This window comes from Streptomyces sp. NPDC002690 (assembly GCF_053592415.1).
The window spans coordinates 1-17,700 of record NZ_JBSFVR010000028.1 but is presented as its reverse complement, the minus strand read 5'-3'; the positions used below and the strand labels follow the sequence as shown (position 1 = coordinate 17,700).

Sequence of the window (17,700 nt, the reverse complement as noted above, 5' to 3'; positions counted from 1 at the left end):
CCGCCACCCACGGGCCCCGCGATACGAAGATCAGGGAGAGGCACGAGGTGACGGACACTGTGGCCGACATTGCACGCGTCGGAGTGGTCGGCTGTGGCCAGATGGGCGCAGGTATCGCGGAGGTCTGCGCGCGCAGCGGCCTGGAGGTCATGGTCGCGGAGACCACCGGTGAGGCCCTGGAGATAGGGCGTACCCGGCTCCAGAACTCCCTGTCGAAGGCCGCCGAGCGGGGCAAGATCACCGAGGCCGAGCGCGACGAGGCTCTCGACCGCCTGAGCTTCACCACCGACCTGGGCCAGTTCGCCGACCGTGATCTGGTCATCGAGGCCGTCGTGGAGAACGAGCAGGTCAAGACGGAGATCTTCCGGGTGCTCGACCAGGTGGTGACCCGGGCGGACGCGATCCTGGCGTCCAACACCTCGTCCATCCCGCTGGTGAAGCTCGCCGTGGCGACCTCCCGTCCGGACCAGGTCATCGGCATCCACTTCTTCAACCCGGCGCCGGTGCAGAAGCTCGTCGAACTGATTCCCGCCCTGACGACGTCCGAGCAGACCGTGCTGCGGGCGGAGGCGCTCGTACGGGAGGTGCTGGGCAAGCACCCCATCCGGGCTCAGGACCGGTCCGGGTTCGTGGTGAACGCACTGCTGATCCCGTACCTGCTCTCCGCCATCCGGATGTTCGAGTCGGGCATCGCCAGCCGTGAGGACATCGACAACGGCATGGAGATGGGCTGCGCCCACCCGATGGGGCCGCTGAAGCTCGCCGACCTGATCGGCCTGGACACGGTCGCCTCCGTCGCCGACTCGATGTACGCGGAGTACAAGGAGCCCCTGTACGCCGCTCCCCCGCTGCTCCAGCGCATGGTGGACGCGGGCCGGCTCGGCCGGAAGTCGGGCGCGGGGTTCTACCCGTACGCCTGACCGCCCGCCGGTGGGCCCAGCGGTGACGCCGCCGGGCCCGCCGAAGCGCGTTTCCCGAGGTCAGGACCGTGTGCGGCCCCGAAGGGAAGCCGGCACCACCCCCGACGCACCCGACCTCACCAGTTTGGTCGGCGGGCTCCTCCTCGAATGCAGTTCTTCGACTGCGCGGCAATGGCGTGGTCCCGGGTCGGGGCCAGAGTGCCGTCCACGATCAGTACGGTGTCCTTCGGGAACCGCTGCCGCGGCTTGAAAGCAAGGAGCGGCCCGAGGTGGTCGATGGTCCGGTCCGCCGCCGAGTTGGACCCCCGAACAGCGGCGCGAACTGCCGCAACGTCAGGTTCGTGCGCCAGTACGCCGCGACCAGCAGTGCCCGGTCCTCCAGCGGAAGACTCCACGGCCGGCCCTTGCGCACCGCATCCGCACCCTCGCGCCGCAATACGGTCACCGGCTTGCCGAAGGCCCACGGGCTCAGCCCGGTGAACGGGGCTGTCCAGGACGGTCCCGACGCCGTGATCACGCAAGGCATCGCAGGATCATCGCACCTACGGGCGGCAGCCTTGGAGGCTACCTGGCCTCAGAACTCGAACCAGAGGTCGATGTTCGGGTGGACCCGTTCGCGCAGGCAGTTTGAGTGTGAATAGGCCTGCTGCCGCACGGTACCGCCTCGCACCATGTCAACCGCGCCGAGCCCGAGCTTGGTTGCTGCCCCGTCCTGGTCGAGATCGATGACCTGATAGCAGAAACAGCAGATGGGGTTCGGGTTCAACGATGCCCTCTCATGGTGCTGAGACAACAGCTCCGGCCGCGCTGTCCTGCAGACCCTGCGTCGAACAGGACGCCGATGACGGGACAGCCCTTAGCCGTGCTACCGAGCCCGGTGCTCGATGAATTCGCGGTCCTCACGGGGACCGCCACGCCACGATGCCACCGCAGGTCGTGTACGGCGTCAGGTTGCCATCCTCGGTCGACCCGGAGGGCGACCGCCACTCTCCGTTTCGTGCCGCTGCGCACCGGCCACCAGGTCCCCCGTTCCGCGGATGCCCGCCGTGCACCGGCGCGGGCATGCCACCCACCAGCGAGGCCCCTGCCCGGGGAGGCGGGTGGCGCGTCCGGTGTACCGGAGACGCAGCTGCTCGTCGTACCGGCCGAGCAGCGACGTGCCGGGGGCCGGCACCGGGCCGGTGACCGCGCCGACGATCGTCTCGCCGGTTCACGCTCCATGTGCTTGTGCCGAACCCGCCCCCGGGCCGGCAGAGACCGTCGATCCTCTTGAACATCAGGCTCTCTGTCCCGGCGGACGACCAGGTCATCCATCGGCCGGCCATGTCCGCGTCGGAGATCGACGGGCGCAGGTCCACGGCACCCTCGGCCGCCGCTCCGCGAACTGCTCTTCCGACTGGGCGCGGCGTGGCCCGCACGGCCAGGGCATCGTGCCCGTACCGGACTGCCGCAGGAGATCGAACGCGACGAAGTGCGCCCGTCATTCGTCCTCGGCCCTACGGTGCGGCGAGGTTCACCGCTGTCTCAGGTTCGCTTGTCACGGGGCATTTTGCGGCGTCCCGCCCATTCCGAGAACGTTCGGCGTGGGGGCCGGGCCGTGATGTCGCCTCCGCGGGACTGCCCGGTCAGCTTCACTCTCAGGACCCGGCCTTCCTCCGGACCCGGCGTCGGGCCGACCTTCACCTCGCCGCTGCCGCGGGTCAGGTCGTCGGTCTCGACCACGATTCCCGGTCTGGTGACGAGAATCAGATTCCCCCCTACCCGCAGATCGACGTCGATGTCCAGCGTGGAGTGGGTGATCACCGCCTCGGTGAAGTCGAGTCTGGCCTCGCAGAACATCAATCGGATCTCCATGCGGCGTGGGACGAGCCACCGCCCGTTCCTCGAGACGTCTCCGAATCGCTGGTCGATCCGCACCAGTTCCTTGGCTTGCGGCGGCATCCCGTCGGCCGGGAGGTCTGCGGTCAGCACTGCCAACTCGTCGAGCGTGCGCGCAGACAGCGCGGCGTCCAGCCGCTCGTCCAGCTCCTCCGCGGTGATCCGGCCGTCTCCGGCGGCGACTTGGAGGACCTCGACGACCTGGTCCCGGTCCCGGTCGGAGGCGCGTAACGCGGGGGCGGACTCGGCGCCGGGTCCCTGCGCGGGCTCGTGTGGGAACGGTGTGTTCTCGACTGTCATGGCCGCATTCTGGTGGGAGGTACACGGACCGGGCAATGATCCACGGTGCCTTTCCCGTGCCGGGTGCGGTGGGAGCATGTGCCCCTGCCCATCGAATGGGATCTCGTCTCAGCTCAGATGCCGGACGAAGAACCGCAGCGAGCTGTCCACTTCGAACGACGGCACCGACCCGTGTTCGCCGGGGTTGGCGTGCAGCGTTTTCTCGGGCGAAGCCAGGGCGTCGAACAACGCCAGGCTCTGGTCCCGCGGCACCATCCGATCGTCCCACTGGACCAGGAACTGCACCGGCACGGTGATCCGTTCGGCGTCCTCGGCCAGCCCGTGCACGCCGAGCAGACCCAGAACCGCGGCGCGGATCCGGGGTTCTGCGGCGACGAGCGGGATACCGAGCCCGCAGCCCATCGACATGCCGCAGTAGCCCACGGGGCCGACGCCGACTCGGTCGAGGCGCTGGACCGCGGTCAGAACCCTTTGCCAGTCCGCGACGGCCCGAGGGGCCAGATGCCTGTGCATGCCGGCGACCAGCGCGCCCGGATTCCCACCGGCGGCCATGCCCGCCCGCATCTCGGCAACGATCCGGCCGAACTCCTCGTCCGCGGGCCGGTCTCCGTGGTTGGGTGCGTCGATCGCGACGACCGCGAAACCCTCCGCGGCGTAGCGGCGTGCGCGGAACACGATGCCGGGGGTCGTCTTGTGATGCCCACCGCCGTGGCCCAGCAGGATCAGGGGACGAGTACCGCGGGAGTCTTCCGGCGTCCATAGCACGCCAGGGATCTCATCAAGGATGAAGTGCTGTTCGTTGACGCCGTCCGACGACGTCTGGGAGGTGAAGCGCATCAGCGTTCCGGGCCTTTCGGGATGCCTTGTGCGGGCGCTCCCTGGCTAGGCCGTGCGAAGGAGGGAGCCCCGGCTGGTCACAGCGTTGATCGGACTCACCTCCTCAAGTGTGCGGTGGCGCACAGCGTAGCGGAAGATATCACGCAGACGATCACCCGCGCCTCGCCAGGTCAGACGCCGGCTGATGCGGCACTGGCCGCCGAGGGCAGCGCTGGCAGGGCGAAGACGTCCACGGCATGGCTGCTACTCGATCGGCAACCACACCCTGTGGGGCATCAACCGATCCAGATGCCGCCTTCGACGCCAACGGCCTTGAGTTCGAGTTCACTTACCTCCCCGGCGAACGGGCCTGACAGCCACGCCGTCGAATATGCCGAGAGTGAAGCCGCGTCGCGTCTCCCGTTTTCCGGGCAAGGATCGTGTTTCCGGTTCCGGTTTCCGGTTCCGGTTCCGGTTTCCGGTGGTTCCGTGAAGTGATGGGGTTCCTCGTGACCATGGCCCTGAGCCGCATGATGCGTTCTTCGCCGTACTGGCCCGTGGTGACGCACGGCACGCTGCGGCGGGTGCTGCCCGGGTTCGCGGTCTCCTCGCTGGGCGACGGCATGGCCGTCGTGGCGGTGAGTTGGCTGGCGATCGAGCTGGCGCCGGAGGCGAACCGCAGCATCTGGATCGCCCTGGCGGCTGCCGCCTACACCCTGTCCGGGGCGGCGGGCGCGCTGCTGCTCGGCCGCTTCCTGCAGCACCGCGCACCGGCGCAACTCGCTGGCTGGGACGCGGCGTTGCGGGCGTGCGCACTGGGCGCCATCCCGGTGTCGTACGCCTTCGGTGCGCTGAACATCCAGGGGTACGTCGCGCTCCTGGCACTCTCGTCCGTCTTGCACTCGTGGGGGCAGGCGGGGGTGTACACGCTGATCGCGAGGGTGTTGCCGGAGGGCGACTATCTGGCGGGGAACGCCGTGCTCTCCGGACTGGGGTCGCTCGCGACGGTGGCGGGGCCTCCGCTGGCCACGCTGCTCATCGTCTTCGGGGGGCCGGCGACCGTGCTGGCCGTGGACGCGGCGACGTTCCTGGTGCTCGCGCTCACCTTCCTCCTCGCCGTGCCGAAGGGAGGCGTACCCGAGCCGGAGGAGGACGAGGCCTCGCGGTCGGCCGGTTTCGCCGTGGTGCGGCGCATTCCCGCGTTGTCCGGGCTGCTCGCGCTGAGCTTCACCTTCTTCCTCCTCTTCGGTCCGGTGTACGTGGCGCTTCCGCTGCACGTTTCCGACGATCTGGCGGGCTCGGCCGGAGCTCTGGCGTCGTTCTACACGGCCTTCGGGATCGGCGCGGTGGTCGGCTCCGTGCTCACGGGGTTCCTCAGCAAGTGGAAGCTGTGGCCCGTCACCATCGGCATCGTCATCTGTTTCGGGGCGCTCATGCTGCCGATGGGCCTGGGGGCGCCGACGGCGGTGTCGGTGGTCTGCTTCGGCCTGGCCGGGCTGCTCTGGCCGCCGTACTCGACGCTGTCCACCACCCTGTTCCAGCGCTCCACGCCCAGCGCCCTGCTGCCGCAGGCGCTGGCCGCGAGTTCGGCGGTGCGGGTGATGTCGGTGCCGCTGGGCACCGCGCTCGGCGGACCGCTGGTGGCCGGCCTGGGCGCGACCGGTGCGTTGCGGCTGTCGGCCGGGGCGATCGCCGTGGTGGGCGTGGTCGCGGCGGCCGCCCTGGCCGCGGGGTCGGCCGGGGGGCGCCGCGAAAAGCCGAAGGACGGGGGCGCGGCGAGCGTGGAGAAGGCGACGCGGTCCCAGGAATCGGATGAGGTGACGACACGTCACACGTGACCGATGCCGGGGCGCCGCCGACCGCCGTCCCGTCATGGAGGCGCCGCCGGGGCCGGGCGGGCGTCAGTCACGGGGCTCTCGAGCACGCCAGACGCCGCGCACCCGCTCCCTCCGGTCAGAGAGGATGAGCGCCCGTCGGAGGTGAGCTTGATCGTGATCGCAGCGCTGTCCACGAGCCGAACTCAGCCGGACGTCTCGCGGGGGTCCCGTTCGCGCCCTGCTCCCTTCTGAGGAGGCTCCGGCCGGTGACGCCGTTCCCGCGCCGACAGCGTGCTGATGAGCCCGCACCGCGGTGAAGTCCACCGACACGTCCCGGCCACCCGGCTCCGGCCCGGGAACCCACGGGACGCCCGCGCTGTCTTGGGTGTTCCTCCGGAATCCCGGTCAGGACCACATGTTCGCTTCCATGTTGTACCGGACCGCCGTTCTCGGAGAAGCCGTGGATCTTTCCGGTATCCGGGTCAAGAGCCAGGTGCGTCTGTGGAATCCAGCCGAAGACCACCCCCGTTCCACACCCGGGCGGGGCCTCGTACTCAGCAAGCTCGAACCGTTCGCCCACGAGCGGAAAGCGGCCCGGCTTGTCGGGCTTCTGCGGCTGGAACACTCCCGTCGGGATGCCGACCGAGGTCAGTATCCGCCCCGCTGGAGAATGCTCGGCCACGGACCCCCAGAAACCGGACGGCGCCATGAATACGGCCTCGACGCCCAGGGACATGATGAGCTCTTCTCGGGAAAGCGCGAACAGCATCGAACCCCATGGGCCTCGTCGTTGCCGGACGAACTTGCTCTCGGCCCGGCCGAGGTCGGTGCTGGACGGTCACTCCGCCGCCCACACCGATCGTCTCCCACTGTCGTCGCGGTCGGTGCGTGTCTCGTCCTGGTCCTCCTGCGCACCGTGGCTCCGCAGGGCGACGGTAGCCGTCACTCCGAGCAGGCTCTCCAACTCGGCGACCGCGGTGTCCTCGTCCGCCGCGAGGACGGTGGTGATCCCGAGGGCTTCGGCGGGAGGAAGGTTCACCGGATGGTCGTCGACGAACACGCACGCCGTTCCGGGGAGACCGAGACGGTCCAGGGTGAGTCGGTAGATCGCGGGATCCGGCTTCGCGATGCCGACCAGTTCGGAGATGACGTGTACGTCGAAGAGGTCCCAGACACCGACGTGCTCGTACGGGTTGAAGGGGTCCAGGCCGAAGCTGTTCGACAGGAGGGCGAGCCGGTAGCCCGCCTGCTTGGCCGCGCGGGCGAGGGCGGCCATGCGAAGTGCCGCCGGCACCTCGCACCAGGCGCGGCCCATCAGGTTCACCGGATCGACGTTCGTACCGAGCAGAGCGGCCGTCCGCGCGTTCCACTCGGCCTGACCGAGCTGTCCGATCTCCAGCGCCGCGTACAGGCGTCGGCCTTCGGCGCTGTCGTTGAGAGTGGCGCGCCACGCCTCCGTGTGCAGGCCCTCGGCCTCGGCCCAGAGGCGCAGGGCCGGCCGGGGGTCGGCGGTCAGCACTCCGGCGAAGTCCAGGATGAGCCCGCGCGGGGCTGTGGGTTCGGGGGTACCGGCGGGCATGGGCATGGTGGCGAGCGTCCCCACCGTCGGCCCCGTGGAAACGCCGCCCCGTGCTGATCCCGGCTCCACGTCCCGCGCCACGTTGTCTCTGCTTGGTTCCCGTGTGGCGATTGACTTCAAGTAGGCATGTGGCCTTGGGGTTTGCGAGTTGCCGGGGGCCGTGTGGCGTTTCTGCTGGTTCACCGACCCCTCGCGCGCCCTCTGCCTCAATCTCGCCGGCACCCCACCGCCGACCGGCCACTGATCGGAATGTGTGACTCCGCCCGCTGCCCGCAGGCCACCCACCACCCCTGCCACCGTCCCGTCTGGGCCGAGCACGCCGAACGGACGAAGACGTTCCTCGGCGACCTGGGAAAGACCCGCAGGACCGAACACGCCCGTCTGCGAAGCGACTACGACCGGGCCGTCCGGGTCGTCGCCGAGATCGACGCAGCCACCACCGAGGACCCCGGATGAGGATCACCGCAGCACAACGGACCGAGAACCGCATCCGGGCCGCCATGGACCGCCTCCTGCGCGGCGAGATCCCGCCCGGCGGCACCTGCGACATCAAGACCCTCGTCCGCGAGGCCGCCGTCGACCGCACCGCGTTCTACGGAACCCGCCCCCAAGCCCACCTCCGGGAGGAGTTCGAACACCGGCTGCAGTCCCTCCAAGCCGCCGGAGACATCCCCGACCGGAGGGACGCCCAGATTGACCGGCTCAAGACAGAGATCACCAAGCTCAAGGAGCGGCTGGCCCGCGCAGACAGCGCCGTCGACGAGCTCACCGACTTCCGCACTCAGGCCCTCGCCCGGCTCGCCGCCCAGCACGACGAGATCGTCCACCTGCGCGAGACCGCCAGTGCGGCCAACCACGTGACCCGGCTCCCCACCGCCCGCGAAGGCACGATCGGCTCGTGCAGTTGACGTAGGAGACAGTAGACATGAATGGCAGTCAGACGACGTGGGCGCCACTCAAGCACTCGATCACGCTCTTGAGCCTGCCACCGACATGCCGATAAGGTCGCCAGGCGCCATCTCACGAACTGGATCTCTGAAAAAAGTCTTCATGCCTCGCAGGTCACCGGGCGAGATCAGGTCACACCTGCCGCGACGCTTCACCTGCAGCCGAACCGCAGCCGTCCACCGACCCCCCGTCATTCGAGGGCTCTCGGCCTCCGCGAATCGCCAGATCGCCCGGTTCGAGCAGGCCCACGGACTGCACCCTGGCGCTGTCGCTCACGCATTCGGAAGCTGGGCCCGGACCGGCCGTCGCCCGCGTCGCAACCTGGTGACGTGGTACGGCTATGACGACACGGACCCGCGAAGCGAGTACTACCACGTCAGGACCTTGCTGGAACGGGCCGTATGGGCGCTGCGAACTCGGGCCCGCCGAGAACTGCGCAGAGAACTCGGACCTCTCGACGACCGCATCCTCGCCCGGACAGTCAACGACCCGTTCGCACCAGATGACCTTCCCTGGTGGAAACGACGGATCGAAATATGACCCAGTGAGTGACTTGTATCACATCGCGGGCCGTGGAATGAAACACCCGCAATCAAGGACCTGGCGAAACCGTCGGCGGCGTCCGCTCCGGTCAATCACGACACGACCCCGACCGCACACGGCTTCTGCGGACACAAGGCACACCTTCGCGAGCGTGCGGTAAAAGGCGCCGGCGAGTTCATCGTGAGCGTGGTGACCCGGTCGGGAACAACTGCGGACCCGCGGCTTTGAGTTCGACGCCGGAACCATAGTCTTGCCCCGTTCGTCCAGGGACCGGACCGGTTCGGTCCACCCCGAGAACCGCTCATGACTCCCGCGCGGCCCAGACTCGTTCCGCGTCGCGCCCGCCTCCAGGAGACACCGGCATGACCGCCCCCGTCGCACAGCTGCCGCCCGCCGCGGCCGCCCCCGCCGAGCGGCGCTCCGCGCGCCTGGTCACCGAGGTGCTGGCGCCGCCCAACCTCGTCATCCTCGTCCTGATCGTCATCGGCGTGCACTCCACCGGTTCCCTCCGGGGTGCCGGCTGGGGCCTGCTCGCCGGGGTCTTCTGCGGTGGTCTGCCCATCGCCTACGTCGTCGCCGGGGTCCGCCGGGGCCGGTGGTCCGACAAGCACCTCAAGATCCGCGAACAGCGGTGGACACCACTGTTCGTCACCCTCGGCTCGGTCCTCGTCGGCACCGGCCTGCTCCTGGCCCTCGACGCTCCCCGGGAGGTCGTCGCCCTGGTCGCCGCCATGATCGCCGGGCTGTTGCTGACCATGGTGGTCACCGTCTGGTGGAAGGTCAGTGTCCACACCGCCGTCGCCTCCGGCGCCGCCGTCGTCATCACCGTGGCGTACGGGTGGTGGGCCGCGCTGCTCCTCCTCGGCGTGGCGGCCGTCGGGTGGTCCCGGGTCTCGCTGCGGGACCACACGACGGCGCAGGTCGTCGTGGGGGCCTTCCTGGGCGGTACGGCCGCTGCCGCGGTGTTCGCGGGACTGCGCTGAGCCCGGTGACGGCTGGGCGGTGGGGCGGCCGGGCGCCCGAGGGGGAAGTGGCCCCGGGAGGAGCGGCCGGGAAGCCGGCCCGCCCCTCCGGCGCGTTTCACGGCCCTGTCACCCCAGCCCGAGGCCCGTCACCCCAACCCGAGGCGCGTCACCCCAACCCTGGGCCCGTCACCCCAACCCGAGGCCCGTCACCCCAACCCTGGGCCCGTCACCCCAACCCGAGGCCCGTCACCCCAGCCTGAGGTGGCGCAGCATCAGCAGCCCGGCCGCCATGTTGGCCGCGGGCACCTCGCCCCTCGCGATGAGGTCGGGTACCGACTTGAGGGGGACCCATTCCCGGCGCGAGGACTCGAATCCGTCGCTGGGCGGTCCGGTCCAGTGCGCCTCCTCGGCCCAGTAGAGGTGGTGGCGGGCGTCGGTGAGTCCGTTGGAGGGTTCCACCGTCATCAGCGGGCGCAGTGCGCCGGGGCGCCAGCCGGTCTCCTCCTCCATCTCCCGGGCGGCGGCGACGGCGATGTCCTCGCCGTCCTCGACCACTCCCGCGGCGAGCTCCCAGCCCCAGCTGTCGGTGATGAAGCGGTGGCGCCAGAGCAGCAGGGCCTCGTCGGCGTCGTTGACGACGGTGGCGGCGGCGACGGGGCGCAGCCGGATGACGTAGTGGTCGAGGTGTGTGCCGTCGGGGAGTTCGACGTCTGCGAGGTTCACCCGGAACCATCGGTTTTCGTAGACAGATTGTTCGTTCAAGTTCGCCCACTGCACAGTTCTGCCACCTTTCGTTCGATCAGTGGCAACATCGCAGCAGGGGCGGCAGGGTGAGGGAACGTGTGCTTCCGAATGCGCCGGGGCTCACAGGGGCACGCGCAGCGCTCCTGTGATCACCTCGGCCGCCCGCGCGGCCTCGGCGCTCCCGCTGGCCGCCAAGTCGTCGCGGACCGCGCCCATCCGCTCGCGCAGCCGGCGCGACTCGACGCCGCGCGCCCGTTCCGCCATCTCCGTGGCCGTTCGCGCCGCCCGGTCGGCCTCCCCCAGGCGCAGTTCCACCTGGGTCAGCATCGCGAGCCGGTGCACGCACCCCCGGTCGTGCGCCGGGGCGCGCACCGCCAGGGCCGCGTGCTCCCTCGCGGCCTTGAGATCGCCCAGGCCGAGCAGGGCCTCGGCGACCTGTACGTCCACCAGGCCCGGCTGGACGTACGCCGTCTCCTCCGGCTCGGCACCCGGCAGGATGCGGGCCGCCAGGGTTTCGGCGCGGCCGATGCGCTCGCGGGCGCACCGCCCGTCCCCGAGCCGGGCGTACGCCTTGGCCTGCATGGCGTGGAGGTCGGCGGCGAGCGCGGGGCTGACGCGGTCTCCGGCGGCCCGTATCGCCGCCTCGGCGAAGGCCACCGCGCGGCGGAACTCCCCCAGGTGCAGGGACTGGTTGACCAGCAGCGCGATCACATAGCCGCCGAGCGCCCGGTCACCGCTCGCCTTGGCCAGGCGCAGGGCCTGGTGGAAGTAGCGCTGGGCCAGGCCGTGGGCGTCGGAGTCGTAGGCGCAGATGCCCGCGAGCGAGACGAGTCCGGCCGTCGCGCGGTGCAGCCTGCGGCCCGTCGCGTCGTCGTGGCCGGCGTGCAGCAGCGGCGCGACCCCGGCGTTGAGGAAGCCCACCACTCTGCCTCTCGTGGCGATGCCCCCCGCCTTGCGGTAGAGGTGCTCGTAGTGGCTGCGGGCGGCGCGCAGGATCTCCAGGTCGGCGGGGCCGATGCGGGACGGGCCGGGGCGGGAGACGTCGATGTCCTCGGGCGGGTTCTCCCACTCCCACACGGGCATCACGGCGGCCGTACCGGTGACGGCGGGTACGCCCGTCAGTCGCGGGTTGTGCTGCCCGTCCGCGCGCCAGAGCGCGGTGGCCCGTTCGACGAACCCGGCGAGTGGGGTGCCGGGTGACGGTGCGGCGGGTGCGCCCGGAGCGCCCATGCCGATGTCGTCGAGAGTGACGGGCCGCCCCAGGCGCCGCCCGAGGACCTCGCAGATGAGGTCAGGTACCTCGCCGCGCGGGCGCTGGCCTTTCAACCAGCGTGAGACGGCCGTGTGTTCGTACCGCAGCCGCAGCCCGCGGGCCTGGCCGGCCCGGTTCACGTGTCCGGCGAGCCCTGCCCGCGAGACCCCCGCCTCTTCCACGAGGGACTCCAGCAGGATGTTGGGTTCCACGCGCCCCTCCCCCCTTCCGTGCCGCGCCCTCGCGTATCGGCCTGAGCAGATGGGTCGGACCTGTCCTGGACGCGTGCGCCGCACGGTTCCAGCCAAGCACCGATTCACACGGGGTGTGAACGGAATGCCCGAACCGTCCCCCTGTGCGCCCTCCCGCACCGCGGGCGACGTGGGTTGACTGGGCGTCTCGCCGGACAGCGGCCGGGTCGTCGCGGCTCCCCCTCGTACAGCTCCGACGGCCCTCGTCCGCACCGCCCGCCCTGCCGGCCTGCCCGACACACCACGGCAGGGCGGGCGGTGCCGGACCGCACGGTCCCACTGCCCGAACGAACAGGAGGGTGGCCACGGGACGGAGGCCGGGGCCGAAACGCTTCCGGTCCCGACTCCGGGCCCGGGTGCGGTCCCACCGCGGACGGCGAGACGGAGGAGGGGCGTATCCGATGACCGGATACGCCCCTCCTCACCGTGCGGCAGCCGCCGCGCCGGGCTTCACGCCCCGCGCAGCACCGCCCCGTTGCGCTCGGCGGCGAGTGCCACCGCGGCGTCGCGGGCGGCCGACGCCTCGTCGACCGTCAGCGTGCGGTCCGGGGCGCGGAAGCGCAGCGCGTACGCGAGCGACTTGCGGCCCTCACCGATCTGGTCGCCGGTGAACACGTCGAACAGCCGGAGCGATTCGAGGAGTTCGCCCGCGCCCTCGCGGAGCGTCGCCTCGACCTCGGCCGCGGGGACGTCGGCGGGGACGATGAGCGCGATGTCCTGGGTCGCCACCGGGAAGGTGGAGATCCGGGGGGCGCGGAGCGCGCCTTCGGCGGCCCGCTCCAGGACGTCGATCTCGATCTCCATGGCGCTGGTGCGCTCGGGGAGGTGCAGCTCCTTGACGACGCGCGGGTGGAGTTCGCCCGCGTGTCCGAGGAGGGTCTCCTCGCCGTTCACCGTGACGTACAGCGCGGCGCAGCGGCCGGGGTGCCACGGGGCGTGCCGGTCGGCGCGGACCGTCACCTCCACGCCCGCCTCGCGGGCGAGGGTGCGTGCCGCCTCGACGGCGTCCGCCCAGGTGGCCGGGCGGCCCTTGCCCCACCAGCCGGCCTGCTCGCGGGCGCCCGCGAGGACGACGGCGGCGTGGCGCGGCTGACGCGGCAGGGAGGTGTTGAGCGCGGCGATCTCCTCTTCCGAGGGACGCCGGTCCACCGGGAGCCGGACGGCCTGCGTCTCGTGACCGGTCGGCCGGAAGACCAGCCCGGTCTCGAAGAGGGCGAGGTCGTGGGAGCCCCGGCCGTCGTTGCGCCGCAGCGCGCCGAAGAGGCCCGGCAGCAGCGTGGTGCGCAGCGCAGGCTCCTCGTCGGAGAGCGGGTTGGCGAGCAGGACCGTGCGGCGCCGGGCGTCGTCGGTGTCCAGGCCGAGCTGGTCGAGGACGGCGCTCCCGATGAACGGGTAGTTCAGCGCCTCGACGTATCCGGCGCCGGCCAGGGCGCGGCCGATGCGGCGGCCGAGCCGCTGGCGGTCGGTGAGACCGCGGCCCGAGGGCGGGGTCGGCAGGGTGGACGGGAGGTTCTCGTAACCCTCCAGCCGGATGACCTCTTCGGCGAGGTCGTTCGGCTCGCTCAGGTCGGGGCGCCAGGACGGCACGGTGACCAGGAGGTCGTCCTGCCCGTAGACGTCGCAACCGACCTCCTGGAGGCGGCGGACGACGATCTCACGGCCGTAGTCGACACCGGCCACCCGGCTGGGGTGGTTCGCGGGCATCGCGATGGTGCGGGGCGCGGACGGGGCACTGATCTCGGTGACGCCCGCCTCGGCGGTGCCGCCGGCGAGCAGCACCAGCAGGTCGACGGTGCGCTGCGCGGCAGCGGCGGCGGCCTGCGGGTCCACGCCGCGCTCGAAGCGCTTGGACGCCTCGGAGGACAGCTTGTGCCGGCGCGAGGTACGGGCGATCGAGAGCGCGTCGAAGTTCGCGGCCTCGATGACGACCTCGGTGGTGGCGGCGGACTCGGTGCCGCTGTCGGCGATCTCCGTGTGGGCGCCGCCCATGACACCGGCCAGGCCGATGGGGCCCCGGTCGTCGGTGATGACGAGGTCCTCGGCGTCCAGGACGCGCACGACACCGTCGAGAGTGGTGAGCTTCTCGCCCTGCTGGGCGCGGCGGACGCCGATGGGGCCTTCGACGCGGGTGCGGTCGTAGGCGTGCAGCGGCTGGCCGAGCTCCAGCATCACGTAGTTGGTGATGTCGACGGCGAGCGAGACCGCGCGCATGCCGGCCTTCTGCAGCCGGCGCGTCATCCAGATCGGCGAGCGGGCCTCGGGGTCGAGACCGGTGACGGTGCGCGCGGTGAAGCGCGGGCAGCCGAAGGGGTCGGTGATCCGGACCGGGTAGCCGTACGCGTTCGGTGCGGGTACGTCGATCAGTGCCGGGTCGCGCAGCGGCAGCCCGTACGCGGTGGCGGCCTCGCGGGCGATGCCGCGCATCGACAGGGCGTAACCGCGGTCCGGGGTGACGGCGATGTCGAGGACCTCGTCGACGAGCTGGAGCAGCTCGATCGCGTCGGTGCCCACCTCGGTCTCCGGCGACAGCACGATGATGCCGTGGGTGCCGTCGTCGCCCATGCCGAGCTCGTCGGTGGAGCAGATCATGCCGTGCGAGGTCTTGCCGTACGTCTTGCGTGCGGCGATCGCGAAGTCGCCGGGCAGGACGGCGCCGGGGAGGACCACGACGACCTTGTCGCCGACGGCGAAGTTGCGGGCGCCGCAGACGATCTCCTGCGGTTCGCCGGTGCCGTTGGCCGTGCCGACGTCGACGGTGCAGAAGCGGATGGGCTTCTTGAAGCCCTCCAGCTCCTCGATGGTCAGTACCTGTCCGACGACCAGCGGGCCGCTGAGGCCGGCGCCGGTCCGCTCGACGGTCTCGACCTCGAAACCGGCGTCGACGAGCTTGGCCTGCACGTCACGGCCGGTCTCGGAAGCCGGCAGGTCGACGTATTCCCGCAGCCAGGAAAGCGGGACGCGCATCAGATCTCCATCCCGAACGGTCGGGTGAACCGGACGTCACCCTCGACCAGGTCTCGCATGTCTTCGACGTTGTGGCGGAACATCAGCATCCGTTCGATGCCGAACCCGAAGGCGAATCCGCTGTACTTCTCGGGGTCCACACCGCAGGCGACGAGCACCTTCGGGTTGACCATTCCGCAGCCGCCCAGCTCGATCCAGCCCTCGCTGCCGCAGGTGCGGCAGGGGCGGTCGGGGTTGCCGACGGACTCGCCGCGGCAGACGAAACAGACCATGTCCATCTCGGCGGACGGCTCGGTGAACGGGAAGTAGTTCGGCCGCAGCCGGGTCTTCATGTCCGGGCCGAAGAGCGCCTGCACCATGTGGTCCAGGGTGCCCTTGAGGTCGGCCATGGTGAGGCCCTCGTCGATCGCGAGCAGCTCGATCTGGTGGAAGACCGGGGTGTGCGTCGCGTCGAGCTCGTCGGTGCGGTAGACCCGGCCGGGGCAGACCACGTAGACGGGGGGCTTGCGGCTGAGCAGCGAGCGCGCCTGGACGGGCGAGGTGTGGGTACGCAGCACCACGCCGGACTCGTCGCCCTCGGTGGGACGGCCGTCGGCCGTCGTGCGGCGGACGAAGAAGGTGTCCTGCATCTGGCGGGCCGGGTGGTCGGGCACGAAGTTGAGGGCGTCGAAGTTGAACCACTCCGCCTCGACCTCGGGGCCCTCCGCGATCTCGTAGCCCATGGCCACGAAGACGTCCGCGACGCGCTCCATGAGGGTCGTCAGCGGGTGGCGGGCGCCGGCCGGGACGCGGTCGTAGGGCAGCGTGACGTCCACGGCCTCCTCGACGAGCACCCGGGCGTCGCGCTCGGCCTCCAGCTCGGCCTGGCGCGCGGCCAGGGCCTTGGAGACGGCGCCGCGGGCCTGGCCCACGCGCTTGCCCGCCTCGGCCTTGGCCTGCGGCGGCAGGGCTCCGATCTCGCGGTTGGCGAGCGACAGCGGCGAGGTACCCCCGGTGTGCGCGGTCTTCGCCTGGGCGAGCGCGTCGAGGTCGCCCGCGGCGGCGAAGGCGGCGAACGCCTCGTCCCGCATGCGCTCGATCTCTTCCGGTTTCAGTGCCTCGACCTCGACTGGGTCGTACGACTTGTTCGGTGCCGACATCTCTTCCCGTGCTTCCGATTGGCTGATACTGCCCGTATCGGGGGACACCCCGAGACCCCCGTGGCCCTGCTCGACGGCAGGAGGACGCAAAGGTGCCAAAGGTCGAGTCTAAAGGCCGTGGGGGTGGTACGAAGCCCGTGGGCTGCTCGGAGGCCCTCCACCGCTCGGTGCGAAGGCGCCCGATCCCGCCGCGCGATCCTGATCAGCGCAGGTACGCGGGGGTGCTCACGGGCAGGATAAATCGAAACTCCGCACCCCCGCCGGGGGCCCGGTCGACGGTGATGGTGCCGCCGTGGGCGGCCACGATGCCCTTGACGATGTAGAGGCCCAGACCGGTGCCACCGCGCTTGCTGCCGCGCCAGAAGCGGGTGAAGACGCGGGCCATCGACTCCTCGGGGATGCCGGGCCCTTCGTCGCTCACGGTGACCGCCGTTCCTGTCTCGTCGTTGTCCGCCGGGGCGGGTGCGATGTCGATCGTGACAGTTCCCTCGCCGTGGCGCACCGCGTTTTCCAGCAGATTGCCCAGCACTTGATCGACCTTGTCCGGGTCGGCCCAGAGATCGGGCAGGGGGTGCTCGGTGCGGACGAGGAAGCGGTCGGGCGACTGGCCGCTGGCGACGAGGGCCTGGACGTGGCGGGCGACGGCGGCGGAGATGTCGACCGGCTGGCGGCGCAGCTCAAGCCGGCCGGAGTCGATCCGGGAGATGTCGAGCAGTTCGGCGATGAGCCGGGTGATGCGGCCGGCGTCGGCGTCGACCGTTTCCAGCATGAGCCGCTTCTGGTCGTCGGAGAAACGTTCCCACTTGGCGAGCAGCGTGGCGGTGAACCCCTTGACGGAGGTCAGCGGGGAGCGCAGTTCGTGGGCGACGGTGGCGATGAGGTCGGAGTGGCTGCGCTCGGTGCGTCGGCGGGCCTCGGTCGAGCGGAGCGAGACGACCACCCGGCGGACGGGCCCGGTGGGGTGATCGCGGACGTACCGCGCGGAGACGAGGACCTCGCGCCCGCCGGGGAGCAGCAGGTTGCGCTCGGGCTGGCCGACGCGGGTGGAGAGACCGCCGTACGGGTCGGTCAGGGTCCACCAGCGGCGGCCCTTGAGGTCTTCGAGGGGCAGCGCGTGTTCCAGGTGACTGCCGAGGGCGGTTTCCCGTGCGATGGAGGTGATCCGGACCGCGGCGGCGTTGAAGCAGACGATGCGCCCGGTGCGGTCGGCGACGATCAGTCCGTCCGGCAGGTCGTCCGGCTCGACGCCGAGGAGGACGTCCGAGGGGGCGAAGGCGCCCGCTCCGTACTCGTCCGCCCCGGGGCGGACGACGGTGGTCCCCGTCCGACGCGGCCTGCTCATGCCGACAGCCATTTTCCCGTACCCCACCTCTCGAACCGGTGCAGTGGGCCCCGAGTCCGTCACCCTACTAGGCGCCGACGAGCCCGCGACACCCTGCGGGGGCGCGCGGAACGGCGCATCGGGGGACACGGTCCCGGGCGCGGCCGGGACCTGCCGAAACCGTTCCGCTCGGGGGCTCGGCGCCTGCGGCCCCGCGTCGATGATCGGCTTCGACTTCGGCCGGCCCGCGAATCCGCCGGAGC

General features: G+C 71.1%; 15 protein-coding genes and 1 pseudogene. 5 read left to right on the top strand and 11 right to left on the bottom strand.

Features of this window, described 5'->3' with window-relative positions; all coding sequences use genetic code 11:
- Positions 1-59 precede the first annotated feature (59 nt).
- The gene (locus tag ACWD3D_RS06630) at positions 60-920 is read left to right on the top strand and encodes a 3-hydroxybutyryl-CoA dehydrogenase (protein ID WP_451459840.1); all 861 of its coding nucleotides are present in this window, start codon (positions 60-62) and stop codon (positions 918-920) included.
- A 152-nt stretch (positions 921-1,072) separates the two neighbouring features.
- Here ACWD3D_RS06630 and ACWD3D_RS06625 read toward each other — a convergent pair.
- The 4 genes and pseudogenes from ACWD3D_RS06625 to ACWD3D_RS06610 all read right to left on the bottom strand — a co-directional run.
- Positions 1,073-1,446 (bottom strand): annotated as a pseudogene (locus ACWD3D_RS06625) (helix-turn-helix domain-containing protein); the annotation flags it as partial.
- Positions 1,447-1,494: 48 nt separating this feature from the next.
- A complete protein-coding gene (locus tag ACWD3D_RS06620; RefSeq protein WP_451459816.1) occupies positions 1,495-1,686 on the bottom strand; it encodes a hypothetical protein in 192 nt (63 codons plus the stop codon).
- A gap of 758 nt (positions 1,687-2,444) precedes the next feature.
- Positions 2,445-3,098: a DUF1707 SHOCT-like domain-containing protein gene (locus ACWD3D_RS06615; RefSeq protein ID WP_451459815.1), complete on the bottom strand. Its 654-nt coding sequence runs from the start codon at positions 3,096-3,098 to the stop codon at positions 2,445-2,447.
- Positions 3,099-3,206: 108 nt separating this feature from the next.
- Positions 3,207-3,935 (bottom strand): dienelactone hydrolase family protein, encoded by a 729-nt coding sequence (locus ACWD3D_RS06610; protein ID WP_451459814.1) that lies wholly within the window; start codon positions 3,933-3,935, stop codon positions 3,207-3,209.
- A gap of 476 nt (positions 3,936-4,411) precedes the next feature.
- Here ACWD3D_RS06610 and ACWD3D_RS06605 point away from each other — a divergent pair, with 476 nt between their 5' ends.
- Entirely contained in the window at positions 4,412-5,752 is a 1,341-nt protein-coding gene (locus ACWD3D_RS06605) for an MFS transporter (protein WP_451459813.1), read from the top strand.
- Between the two features lie 115 nt (positions 5,753-5,867).
- Here the strand turns inward: ACWD3D_RS06605 and ACWD3D_RS06600 are convergent, their stop codons facing one another.
- Together ACWD3D_RS06600 and ACWD3D_RS06595 are read right to left on the bottom strand one after the other, a co-directional pair.
- A complete protein-coding gene (locus tag ACWD3D_RS06600) occupies positions 5,868-6,500 on the bottom strand; it encodes an SUKH-4 family immunity protein (RefSeq protein WP_451459812.1) in 633 nt (210 codons plus the stop codon).
- Positions 6,501-6,569: 69 nt separating this feature from the next.
- Positions 6,570-7,316, bottom strand: a complete 747-nt coding sequence (locus ACWD3D_RS06595; RefSeq protein WP_451459811.1) for an HAD-IA family hydrolase — start codon at positions 7,314-7,316, stop codon at positions 6,570-6,572.
- A gap of 243 nt (positions 7,317-7,559) precedes the next feature.
- Between ACWD3D_RS06595 and ACWD3D_RS06590 the strand changes: the two genes are divergently transcribed.
- The 3 genes from ACWD3D_RS06590 to ACWD3D_RS06580 all read left to right on the top strand — a co-directional run bounded on the left by ACWD3D_RS06590 (position 7,560) and on the right by ACWD3D_RS06580 (position 9,784).
- Positions 7,560-7,766, top strand: a complete 207-nt coding sequence (locus tag ACWD3D_RS06590; RefSeq protein WP_451459810.1) for a hypothetical protein — start codon at positions 7,560-7,562, stop codon at positions 7,764-7,766.
- A complete protein-coding gene (locus tag ACWD3D_RS06585) occupies positions 7,763-8,218 on the top strand; it encodes a hypothetical protein (RefSeq protein WP_451459809.1) in 456 nt (151 codons plus the stop codon). The genes ACWD3D_RS06590 and ACWD3D_RS06585 overlap by 4 nt, the downstream gene beginning before the upstream one ends.
- Before the next feature lie 945 nt (positions 8,219-9,163).
- Positions 9,164-9,784, top strand: coding sequence for a hypothetical protein (locus ACWD3D_RS06580; RefSeq protein ID WP_451459808.1), 621 nt, complete (start codon positions 9,164-9,166; stop codon positions 9,782-9,784).
- A 228-nt stretch (positions 9,785-10,012) separates the two neighbouring features.
- Here the strand turns inward: ACWD3D_RS06580 and ACWD3D_RS06575 are convergent, their stop codons facing one another.
- The 5 genes from ACWD3D_RS06575 to ACWD3D_RS06555 all read right to left on the bottom strand — a co-directional run bounded on the left by ACWD3D_RS06575 (position 10,013) and on the right by ACWD3D_RS06555 (position 17,470).
- Positions 10,013-10,543: an NUDIX hydrolase gene (locus ACWD3D_RS06575; protein WP_451459807.1), complete on the bottom strand. Its 531-nt coding sequence runs from the start codon at positions 10,541-10,543 to the stop codon at positions 10,013-10,015.
- A gap of 87 nt (positions 10,544-10,630) precedes the next feature.
- Complete coding sequence (locus ACWD3D_RS06570) at positions 10,631-11,974, bottom strand: transcriptional regulator (RefSeq protein WP_451459806.1); 1,344 nt, start codon at positions 11,972-11,974, stop codon at positions 10,631-10,633.
- Positions 11,975-12,463: 489 nt separating this feature from the next.
- The gene (gene pheT, locus ACWD3D_RS06565; protein WP_451459805.1) at positions 12,464-14,977 is read right to left on the bottom strand and encodes a phenylalanine--tRNA ligase subunit beta; all 2,514 of its coding nucleotides are present in this window, start codon (positions 14,975-14,977) and stop codon (positions 12,464-12,466) included.
- Positions 14,977-16,116: a phenylalanine--tRNA ligase subunit alpha gene (pheS, locus tag ACWD3D_RS06560; protein ID WP_451459804.1), complete on the bottom strand. Its 1,140-nt coding sequence runs from the start codon at positions 16,114-16,116 to the stop codon at positions 14,977-14,979. Before pheS ends, pheT begins: the two co-directional genes overlap by 1 nt.
- 202 nt (positions 16,117-16,318) lie before the next feature.
- Positions 16,319-17,470 carry an ATP-binding protein gene (locus tag ACWD3D_RS06555; RefSeq protein ID WP_451459803.1) on the bottom strand — a complete coding sequence of 384 codons (1,152 nt, stop codon included), beginning with the start codon at positions 17,468-17,470 and terminating at the stop codon, positions 16,319-16,321.
- Positions 17,471-17,700: the final 230 nt, after the last annotated feature.

Excerpts from the sequence above, each read along its gene's own strand:
- ACWD3D_RS06615 (WP_451459815.1), bottom strand. The coding sequence starts at position 3,098 with ATGACAGTCGAGAACACACCGTTCCCACACGAGCCCGCGCAGGGACCC.
- ACWD3D_RS06610 (WP_451459814.1), bottom strand. The coding sequence starts at position 3,935 with ATGCGCTTCACCTCCCAGACGTCGTCGGACGGCGTCAACGAACAGCAC.
- ACWD3D_RS06605 (WP_451459813.1), top strand. The coding sequence starts at position 4,412 with ATGGGGTTCCTCGTGACCATGGCCCTGAGCCGCATGATGCGTTCTTCG.
- ACWD3D_RS06600 (WP_451459812.1), bottom strand. The coding sequence starts at position 6,500 with ATGCTGTTCGCGCTTTCCCGAGAAGAGCTCATCATGTCCCTGGGCGTC.
- ACWD3D_RS06595 (WP_451459811.1), bottom strand. The coding sequence starts at position 7,316 with ATGCCCATGCCCGCCGGTACCCCCGAACCCACAGCCCCGCGCGGGCTC.
- ACWD3D_RS06590 (WP_451459810.1), top strand. The coding sequence starts at position 7,560 with ATGTGTGACTCCGCCCGCTGCCCGCAGGCCACCCACCACCCCTGCCAC.
- ACWD3D_RS06585 (WP_451459809.1), top strand. The coding sequence starts at position 7,763 with ATGAGGATCACCGCAGCACAACGGACCGAGAACCGCATCCGGGCCGCC.
- ACWD3D_RS06580 (WP_451459808.1), top strand. The coding sequence starts at position 9,164 with ATGACCGCCCCCGTCGCACAGCTGCCGCCCGCCGCGGCCGCCCCCGCC.
- pheT (WP_451459805.1), bottom strand. The coding sequence starts at position 14,977 with ATGCGCGTCCCGCTTTCCTGGCTGCGGGAATACGTCGACCTGCCGGCT.
- pheS (WP_451459804.1), bottom strand. The coding sequence starts at position 16,116 with ATGTCGGCACCGAACAAGTCGTACGACCCAGTCGAGGTCGAGGCACTG.
- ACWD3D_RS06555 (WP_451459803.1), bottom strand. The coding sequence starts at position 17,470 with ATGGCTGTCGGCATGAGCAGGCCGCGTCGGACGGGGACCACCGTCGTC.